Here is a 9,656-nt window from a genome sequence, read left to right as displayed (position 1 = left end):
TTCACTACTTTAGAGGATTTCCCCGCCGGATTTCAAATCCGGGCCCGAGTACCGTATTTGGGCAAGCCAAATAAGGCCCTCGCGGGTTCGTTCTCTTTCGAGTGAGTGCCGCATGAACGATCAAGTGATCGCCGGCGGCGAGAGTCGCCGTCCGAACCCCCGAGGGGTGGACAGCTCGGAGAACATTACGCACCGGCCCGCATCACGTCAACTCGAACTCGGCCCACACGGCCTTGCCGCCCTCCGGCAGCCGCCGGGAGCCCCACTCCGTGGCGATCGTGGCCACCACGGCGATGCCCCGGCCCGTCTCGTCCGCCGCGTCCGCCTGCTGCCGGCGGGGCAGATGCTCGTCCCCGTCCGTCACCTCCACGATCAGCCGGCGATCGGTCCTGCGCAGCCGCAGCCGCATCGGGGCCTTGCCGTGCTTGAGGGAGTTGCCGACGAGTTCGCTGGCGGTCAGCACGCCCAGCTCCCGCAGCTCCTCCGGGAACCGCCAGCTGGTGAGCACGCCCTCCGCGAAGGCCCGGGCGCGCGAGGCCGCCTCGACCCCGCCCAGCAGCTCCAGTGCCGCGCCCCGGAAGAGGTCGGCCTCCTCGCCGTCCCGTTCGGGGCAGGCCAGCACCAGCACCGCCACATCGTCGTCGTGGTCGCCGGTGATGCCCAGGGCGCGCAGCAGCCGGTCGCAGACGATCTGCGGGCTGTCGCCCGATCCGGCGAAGGCGCGCTCCAGGGCGGTGAGGCCCACGTCGATGTCGGCGTCCCGCCGCTCGACCAGGCCGTCGGTGTACAGCACGGCACTGGCACCGGGCCCGAACGGTACGGAGCCGGAGGTGTGCAGCCAGCCGCCGGTGCCCAGCGGCGGGCCGGTCGGATCGGTCACGCGCCGGATCTCGCCGTCGGCGTCCCGCACGATCAGCGGCAGATGGCCGGCCGAGGCGTACGTGAGGGTCCCCTCGTTCGGGTCGTAGACGGTGTACGCGCAGGTGGCGATCTGGTTCGGGGCGATCTCGCCGACCAGGCCGTCCAGCAGCTGGATCACCTCGTGCGGCGGCAGGTCCAGACGCGCGTAGGCCCGTACCGCCGTACGCAGCTGGCCCATGACGGCGGCGGCCCGTACCCCGCGCCCCATCACATCGCCGATCACGGCGGCGGTGCGGCCGGCGCCCAGGGTGATCACGTCGTACCAGTCGCCGCCGACCGCCGCGTCGATGCCGCCGGGCTGGTAGGTGGCGGCGACCCGCAGGTCGTCGGGTTGTTCGAGCTTCTGCGGCAGCAGGCTGCGCTGGAGGGTCACGGCGGCCTCGCGCTGGAGGCTTTCGCTCTCCCGCAGCCGTTCGGCCGAGGCGGCGTGGTCGGTGACGTCGGAGGCGAAGACGAGGACGCCGGTGGCCGTACCGCCCTCGGGGGTCAGGAGTTCGACGGGGGTGCAGGTGAACGTGTAGAAGCTGTCCCGCTCGCGGGCGCCGGCGGTGGCGGTGCCGTCGATCCGGCGGGCCTTGAGGGTGCGGGAGGTGCCACTGCGCCGTACCTGGTCCATCAGGGGCAGCAGGCCGACGTCGACCAGCTCGGTCAGCGACTCACGGACCGGATTTCCCGGCTCGCGGGAGCCGAAGACGGCGGTGTAGGCGTCATTGCTGTAGACGAGGCGGTGCTCGGAGCCGTGCACGACGGCGACCGGGGCGGGGACCTGGCCGAGCAGTTCGTGGACGGCGGCGGCGCTGACCCCGCGCCCGCCGGCCGGGGCCCTGGGCGGGGTGGCCGGCTGGGGCTGCTCCGTGCGCGCCGCGGGAACACTGCCCGTCTCCGCCCGGGCAGCGGCGTTGCGCCGCTGCGCTCCGGGCAGCCGGATACTCCAGCGCGTGAAGTTCACTGCCATCCGATCATTCGTGGTCTTGTGTGAGCCGCCGCCCACCCATGGTCACATGCGGGCGTCAGGGGCGTTCCGGGCGGGGGGTGCCGCCGGCCGCCTCCTCGAACTCGGCTCGCGGGTGTTCCAGGGAGCCGAGAGAGACAATCTCACGTTTGAACAATCCCGCAAGGGTCCATTCCGCGACGACGCGCGCCTTCCGGTTGATTGTGGGCATCTTGTTCAGGTGGTACGTGCGGTGCATGAACCAGGCGGGGAAGCCCTTCAGCTTGCGCCCGTACACCTGTGCGACACCTTTGTGCAGGCCCAGTGATGCGACGGAGCCCACATAGGCGTGCCGGTACGGGGTGACCGGGGTGCCACGGAGGGTGGCCAGCAGATTGCGGGCGACGTGCCGGCCCTGGCGTACCGCGTGCTGCCCGTTGGGGGCGCACAGCGCGGTGGGGTCGTCCGCCGTGAGGTCGGGGACGGCGGCGCTGTCGCCGGCCGCCCACACATGCGGGGTGTCCAGGACGCGCAGCTCGGCGGTGCAGCGAATCCGGCCGCGCTCGTCGAGGGGCACGCCACAGCTCGCCAGGACGGGGTGCGGCTTGACCCCGGCGGTCCACACCAGGGTGCGGGTGGGGTAGCGGGAGCCGTCGCTGAGGACGGCGACGCGGTTCTCGACGGTCTCCAGGCGGGTGGAGAGCCGGATGTCGATGTTGCGTCCGCGCAGTTCGCGCACCGTGTAGCGGCCCATGTCCAGGCCGACCTCGGGGAGGATCCGGTCGGTGGCCTCGATGAGCATCCACTTCTGCTCCTCGGGGCGGATGTTGGGGTAGTAGCGGCAGGCATAGCGGGCCATGTCCTCCAGCTCGGCGAGCGCCTCGACCCCCGCGTACCCGCCGCCGACGAAGACAAAGGTGAGGGCTGCCTGGCGGATGGCGGTGTCGCGGGTGGAGGAGGCGATGTCGAGCTGTTCGAGGACGTGGTTGCGCAGTCCGATGGCCTCCTCGACGGTCTTGAAGCCGATGCCGTGCGCGGGGAGCCCGGGGATGGGCAGCACGCGGGAGACGGAGCCGGGGGCGAGGACGAGCTCGTCGTAGCCGATCTCCAGCGCGGGCGCGCCGCCCTCCTGGGCGGCGGCGGTGCGGATGGTGGCCACCCGGCGGGTGGTGTCCACGGCGGTGACCTCGCCGGCGAGGAAGCGGCAGCGGTTGAGTACGCGGCGCAGCGGGACGACGACGTGCCGGGGTGAGATGTTGCCGGCGGCGGCTTCGGGGAGGAAGGGCTGGTACGTCATGTACGGGTCGGGGCTGACCATGGTGATGCGGATGTCACCGCGGCCGAGCTCGCGCCGCAGGTGCCGCTGGAGGCGGTGGGCGGTGTAGAGGCCCACCGAGCCGCCTCCGATGATCAGGATGTGCGGGGGCTTCGTGGCGTCCTTGGTCACCTTGGTCACCTGTCCATAAGGCACTCAGTGGCGTGGTGTTGTCCACAGGTCGGACAGGACGCTGCGCCGAACGGGCGGTTGTCGGCGGTGGCGGTCGCGCTGTGCGGTCGGGGGGTGCCGGTGCGTGCCGGGGTGGTGCCGGGGTGGGTGTCTGGGTGGGTGTCGGTGTGTGGCCGCGCGGTGCTTCTCAGTGTCAGTGGGCTGAACTATGTTCGGGGGACAGCTGACGGAGGGGCGTTGACGGGGGTGGCCGGTCATATGAGCGGGATGCGGTTCGAGGACGAGGGCGGGCGGCGGCAGGGTGCCGGCGGGCGGTCCGGTGGGTTACGGGTGGACGCGCAGCGCAATCTGCGGCATGTGCTGAGCGCGGCGCGCGACGTGTTCGGTGAGCAGGGGTACGGGGCGCCGATGGAGGAGGTGGCGCGGCGGGCCCGGGTGGGGGTCGGCACGGTGTACCGGCGGTTTCCGAGCAAGGAGGCGCTGGTGCGGTACATCGCGGCGGAGCAGACCCAGTGGCTGACGGAGCGGGCGGCGGAGGCGTTGGCGGTGGCGTCGGGCGGGGAGCCGTGGCGGGGGCTTGAGGGGTTTGTCCGTGGGTCGGCGGCATCGGGTTCGGGGCGGTTGCTGCCGCCGGAGCTGTGGTGGGGGCGGGTGCCGAGGCAGCGGGAGAGCTGGGAGCGGCCGGCGAATGGTGCGGGGGGCACGGGGGGCGCGGGGGAAGCCGGGGGCGCGGCGGATGAGGACAGTCATGTGACGCTGGAACTGCTGGGTTCGGTGGGGCAGTTGGTGGAACGGGCGCGGGCGGCCGGGGAGTTACGGGCGGATGTGACGGTGGCGGATGTGATGCTGGTGATCGCGGCGGCGCCGCCCCGGCTGGCGGATCCGGGGCGTCAGGAGGCGGCGGCGGAGCGCCTGTTGGAGGTGCTGTTACGGGGGCTCCGGGCGACGGCTGACCGAGCTGACTGATGTGTGTTCGTGCCGCCCCTCGGAAGAGTGGTTCTACGGTGAACTTCGGCCTGGGTAGGCCGAACGTGTGGCAACCTGACCCCTGTCGCTGACATGTATGTCAATACCGGGGGGCTTTCCCGTATGAGTGCTGACGCCGGCGCCGGCGCTGATGAGGCTCAGGATGGCTCGGGAGAGCAGCGCGGGCGCGAGAGCGTCGCGGAGGGTTCGAAGGTGCCCCGGCAGCGCGAACACGGCCCCGCCGGCGACAAGGCGGAGGAGCCGGGTCCGGCCGACATCGAGCTGGTCGAGCGGATGCGGCAGGGCGACGCGGCGGCCTACGACGAGTTGTACCGGCGGCACCGGGACCCGGTGCGGCGGTATGCCCGTACCTGCTGCCGGGACGCCGACACCGCCGACGATCTGACCAATGAGGTGTTCGCGGCCACTCTTCAGGCGGTACGCGGCGGCGCCGGGCCCGAGACGGCGGTGCGCGCGTATCTGCTGACGGCGGTACGGCGGGTGGCCGCCGACTGGGCGCGGACCGCCCGGCGCGAGCAACTGGTCGAGGACTTCGCGGTGTTCGCGGTGTCGGCGGCCGGTGCGCGGGCCAGCGAGGAGGACACCCTCGATCTGGGCCCCGATGTCATCGCGATGCGGGAGGCCGAGGCGTCGCTGGCCGTCCAGGCGTTCCGGTCGCTTCCGGAGCGCTGGCAGACGGTGCTGTGGCACACGGCGGTGGAGGAGTCCTCGCCCCAGGAGGTGGCGCCGCTGCTCGGGCTGACGCCGAACGCGGCGGCGGTGCTGGCGCACCGGGCCCGGGAGGGGCTCAAGCAGGCGTACTTGCAGGCCCATGTCGGCCAGGTGCCGGCCGATGGCGGGGACTGCGCGCAATTCGCCGACCGGCTGGGCGCGTTCGCCCGGGGCAAGCTGCGGTCCCGGGCGGAGCGGGGGCTGCGCAAGCATCTGGAGGAGTGCGCCAGGTGCCGGCTGGCCGCCTCCGAGGTGAAGAAGCTCAACGAGACGATCCGTACGGTGCTGCCGATCGCGGTCATCGGCTGGTTCGCGGCGGGCTCGTCGGGCAAGATCGGCGCGCTGCTGCTGGGCGCCGGCGGGGCCGGGGCGTCGGCGAGCGCCGCCGCGGCGGCCGGCGGGGTCGGCGGGACGGTGGCCAAGGGCGGTGCGGGGCTGGCCGGCGAGGGCTTCGGCTCGTCCGCGAAGGCCGGGGCCGCCACCGGGGTGGTGGTGGTCGCGGCGGCGGCGGCGGTGCTGGCGTTCGCACTGATCGCCGGGTCGGGCGAGGAGGAGTCGCCGCGGGCGGCCGATCCGCCGCCGGCCGCGCCGGTGATGCCGCCGGCCGCCGAGGCGCCCGACCCGAGCCCGGAGCCGGAACCCGAGCCGGAGCCGGACCCGGCGCCCGTACCGGAGCCGCCGTCCCCGGCCGAGCCCGCGCCGGAGCCGGAGCCGGAACCCGAGCCCGTACCCGTACCGCCGGAACCCGCTCCCGTCCCGGAGCCCGAACCGGAGGCGCCCGAGCCCGCCCCCTCGCCCACCGCCACCCCGGAGCCCGAACCGGAGCCGGAGCCCGCCCCCGAGCCGGAACCGGAGCCGTACGAACTGCGGTCGCTCAGCTTCGATCTGTTCAGCGACGGCACGGAGCCGGCGATCCGGCTGTGGCAGAGCGGCTGGGTGTGGCAGCGCTCGGACGTGTCGATCGGCGGGCGCTCCTACCCGCACGGCATCACCGTGTACGGGCGGTCCTCGGTGACCATCGACCTCAACCGGGAGTGCACCTCCTACCGGGCGGTCGCCGGGATGGACGACATGAACGTCCTCGGCCTCGGCTCGGCGACGTTCAGCGTGTACGGGGACGGGGCCCGGCTGTGGCGGTCCTCCGGTGCGCTGCGCACCGGGGATACGGCGGCGGCGGTCGAGGTGCCGCTGACCGGGGTGTCGGTGCTCCGTCTTGAGACCTCGCCGGACGGGCCGCTCAGCACGCTGGCGCTGGCGAGTTGGGCGCGGTCGGAGATCAGCTGTCGCTGAGCAGGGCGCCGATCAGGGCGAGCGCGGCGGCGCGGTCCAGGGGCGGCTCGGTGCTGGGCGCCGGCAGGCCGGTGAGGAAACGCCGCTCGGTCGGGCACGGCGGGATGCCGCCGCGCAGCGCGAGGGAGCTGGTCAGCAGCCGGGCGGCGGCGCTGGTCCGGCCGCCGGTGGCCACGGTGTGGGCGGCGGCGAGCACGGCCTGGCTGAAGAGGATGTCGGTGCAGTCCATGATGCTGCCGTAGGACAGGGCGTGGTGGAGTTCGGTGAGTGCGGCCCGCCACGGGGCGCCCTCGGCGAGCAGCAGCCGGCAGGTGAGGACGCCCATCAGGACCTCGAACATGGGGGCCGGGGTGCCGCCCTTGAGCTGGCGCAGACAGCGTTCGCGCAGGTCGCGGGCGGTGGCGGGGTCGTCGCGGTCCAGGGCCATGACGGCGCCGAGGTACTGGCAAAGGCCCAGGCAGTCGTTCAGGCCGAGTTCCTCGGCGCGGGCGGCGGTGGCGGTGAGCAGTTGCCGGGCGCCGGCGGTGTCGCCGGCGAAGTAGCGGACCTCGGCGAGCCGTACGGAGAAGAACGGCTGTTCGGCATGGGCCCCGACCTCCTCGGCGATGGCGATGGCCTTCTCGAACTCGGTGGCGGCGGTGGGGTAGTCGCCCATCAGGGCGGCGTGTTCGCCGCGCAGTCCGTGGGTCTGGCCGCTGAGCCAGCGGTCGCCGATGTGGTGGGCGAGGGTTTCGAGTTCGGCGAGGTTGGCGCGGGCGCGGGCGGTGATGTGGTGGTCGGCGGTGTGGCTGCCGGGGAGTTCCAGGGTGGTGCGGAGGTGGAAGAGCAGCATCAGGGCCAGCTCCCAGCGGGTGTCACCGTGGGCGTCCGCGGGCCGGGCGCGCAGCCGGGCGAGGGAGTGGGTCATGCGGTCGGCGACGGTGCTGAAGGTCTCGCCGATCATGAAGCCGGTGAACGGCCACATGATGCCGGGGAAGCGCAGGCCGCGTTCGGGGGCGGTCTCGCCGAAGGCGGTGAAGATGCGGCGGGCTTGGCGGTACAGCGTCTCGTCGGTGCGGTCGAAGCCGCTGTCGCCGTACTGATCCTGTATCAGGAAGGCAGCGAGCAGGCGCAGTTCCAGCCGGTCGAGGTAGCAGGGGTCGGACGGCCAGGGTTCGCCGGGGGGCGGGGTCGGCAGATTGTCGCTCTCGGCGTCCGGGTGCAGGGCGACGGCGTGCTGGATCCAGCCCATGCCCTCGGCGCGGTAGTTGCGCAGATACCAGAACCAGCCCATGCCGAGGACGAGTTGGTGGGCGGTGGCGCGGTCGGTGTCGCGCACGGCGCGGTGCAGGGCGGCGCGGATGTTGTCGAGGTCGGCTTCGAGGCGGTCGAACCAGTGGAGTTGGTGTGGGCCGCGCAGTCGTGGTTCGGCCTGCCGGAGGAGGCCGAGGATGTGGGCGGTGTGCCGGGCCTCGGTGGCGGCACGGTCGGCGGGGTGCTGGGCGGCGCGTTCGGTGGCGTACTCGTGGATGGTCTCCAGCATGCGGTACCGGACGCCGCTGTCCCCGCCGCTGTCCCCGCCGCCGTCGCCGGCGCTGTCTTCGCCGGTGCCGCCGCGCGTGCCGCCGCCCATGTCGGCCAGGACGATGGACTTGTCGACGAGTGAGCCGAGCAGGCCCAGGACCTGGGCGGGGGCGACGGTGCTCCCGTCGTCGGCGCACACGGCCTCGGCGGCGGGGAGCGTACAGCCGCCGGCGAAGACGGACAGCCGGCGCAGCACGGTGCGTTCGGGCTCCGTCAGCAGGTCCCAGGACCAGTCGACGACGGCGCGCAGGGTCTGCTGGCGGGGCAGGACGGTGCGCGAGCCGTGGGTGAGCAGCCGGAAGCGGTCGTCCAGGCGGGCGGCGATCTGCCGGGCGGTGAGGGAGCGCAGCCGGGCGGCGGCGAGTTCGATGGCGAGCGGGAGGCCGTCCAGGCGGCGGCAGATCTCGGCGACGGCGGCGTCGTCGGCGGGCGGCGCGTCGCGGTGTACGGCGGCGCCGCGTTCGGTGAACAGCCGGTGGGCGGGGGCGGGCGGCAGGGGTTCGACGGGGCGGACGAGTTCGCCGGGGACGCCGAGGGGTTCGCGGCTGGTGGCCAGGACGGTGAGCCGGGGGCAGTGGGTGAGCAGCGTCTCGGCGAGGGTGGCGGCGGCCGTGATGACGTGTTCGCAGTTGTCGAGGATGAGCAGCAGCCGGCGGCCCGCGCAGTATTCGAGGAGCCGGGCGGCGGGGTCGTGGTGGTGCTCCAGGGTGGTCTCGCGCAGGCCGAGCGCGGAGAGTACGGCGCCGGGGACGGCGGAGGGGTGGTCGAGCTTGGCGAGTTCGGCGATCCAGGTGCCGTCGGGGTAGTCGGTGGTGGTCCCGGAGGCGAGGGCGGTCTGTTCGGCGAGCCGGGTCTTGCCGGACCCGCCGGCGCCGGTGAGGGTGATGAGCCGGGCGTGCGGGAGTTCGGCGCGCAGTGCGGTGAGTTCGTCCTCGCGGCCGACGAAGCTGGTGAGCCGGGGCCGGATGTTGCCGACGGCGGCGGGTAGCGGGGCGGGTAGCGGGGCGGGCGGCGCGAGCAGTTCCGCGTACAGCGTACGCAGCTCGGTCCCCGGGGTGGTGCCGAGCCGGTCGGCGAGGGTGGTCCGTACCGCCTCGTACGCGGCGAGCGCCTGGGCCGGGTGGCCGGCGGCGCGCAGGGCCCGGATGTGGAGGGCGCGCACCGGCTCGTCCAGGGGGTGCGCGTCGATCAGCTCGCGCAGTTCGGGGAGCAGCGGCTCGGCGGGGCCGAGCGTGAGATCGGCGGCGATCCGGCGGCGCTGCGCGGTACGGCGCAGCGCCTCGGGGCGGGCGGCGGCGGAGCGCCGTACCGTCTCGGGCAGATCGGCGAACGCGGGGCCGCGCCACAGCGCGAGGGCGGCGCGCAGCGTACGGGCCACGGCGGCCGGGTCCGTACCGGCCGCCTCGGCCTCGCGCACCAGCCGCTGGAAGCGGAAGAGATCGACGCGGTCGGGGTCGGCGGTGAGCCGGTAGCCGGGTGGCGCCCGGTGATGGGCGATGAGCGTCCTGCCGTCCGGGCCGAGTGCGCGGCGCAGCCGCCCGACGAGCGCCTGGAGCGCGGCGGGCGCGTCGGCGGGAGGGTCGGCGTCGCCCCAGACCTCGTCGATGAGCGTGCCGACGGACACCGGGCCCGGCCGGCCGGCGCGCAGGGCGAGCGCCGTGAGCAGGGCGCGCACCCGCGGCCCGCCCAGCGGAATGCCACGCCCTTCCTCGTCGCGTGCCTCGGTGGCACCCAGGATGAAATACCGCACGCCACCCATTGTCCGGCTCACCCCTCCCCCCGGTGGAAACGCCCGCCCCCGCCGGT

The 9,656-nt window shown here is 73.8% G+C and carries 5 protein-coding genes; 2 read left to right on the top strand and 3 right to left on the bottom strand.

The window, feature by feature from the left end; all coding sequences use genetic code 11:
* Positions 1–202: 202 nt before the first annotated feature.
* A complete protein-coding gene (locus AC5WRL_RS25710) occupies positions 203–1,870 on the bottom strand; it encodes an ATP-binding SpoIIE family protein phosphatase (RefSeq protein WP_496091046.1) in 1,668 nt (555 codons plus the stop codon).
* A gap of 61 nt (positions 1,871–1,931) precedes the next feature.
* Positions 1,932–3,299, bottom strand: coding sequence for an NAD(P)/FAD-dependent oxidoreductase (locus AC5WRL_RS25705; protein ID WP_496091045.1), 1,368 nt, complete (start codon positions 3,297–3,299; stop codon positions 1,932–1,934).
* A 258-nt stretch (positions 3,300–3,557) separates the two neighbouring features.
* On the opposite strand from AC5WRL_RS25705, the gene AC5WRL_RS25700 reads away from it, so the two are divergent.
* Both AC5WRL_RS25700 and AC5WRL_RS25695 read left to right on the top strand, forming a co-directional pair.
* Positions 3,558–4,265 carry a TetR family transcriptional regulator gene (locus tag AC5WRL_RS25700; RefSeq protein WP_496091037.1) on the top strand — a complete coding sequence of 236 codons (708 nt, stop codon included), beginning with the start codon at positions 3,558–3,560 and terminating at the stop codon, positions 4,263–4,265.
* A gap of 123 nt (positions 4,266–4,388) precedes the next feature.
* Positions 4,389–6,287 carry a sigma-70 family RNA polymerase sigma factor gene (locus tag AC5WRL_RS25695; RefSeq protein WP_496091036.1) on the top strand — a complete coding sequence of 633 codons (1,899 nt, stop codon included), beginning with the start codon at positions 4,389–4,391 and terminating at the stop codon, positions 6,285–6,287.
* On the opposite strand, the gene AC5WRL_RS25690 is transcribed toward AC5WRL_RS25695, so the two are convergent.
* The gene (locus AC5WRL_RS25690; RefSeq protein ID WP_496091035.1) at positions 6,274–9,600 is read right to left on the bottom strand and encodes an ATP-binding protein; all 3,327 of its coding nucleotides are present in this window, start codon (positions 9,598–9,600) and stop codon (positions 6,274–6,276) included. The two genes, AC5WRL_RS25695 and AC5WRL_RS25690, sit on opposite strands and share 14 nt — an antisense overlap.
* Positions 9,601–9,656: the final 56 nt, after the last annotated feature.

It is taken from the genome of Streptomyces sp. NTD107 (assembly GCF_059510435.1).
Note: the sequence above shows the minus strand (reverse complement) of the source record. Positions and strands in the feature narration are given on the sequence as shown.

Excerpts from the sequence above, each read along its gene's own strand:
- AC5WRL_RS25700 (WP_496091037.1), top strand. The coding sequence starts at position 3,558 with ATGAGCGGGATGCGGTTCGAGGACGAGGGCGGGCGGCGGCAGGGTGCC.
- AC5WRL_RS25695 (WP_496091036.1), top strand. The coding sequence starts at position 4,389 with ATGAGTGCTGACGCCGGCGCCGGCGCTGATGAGGCTCAGGATGGCTCG.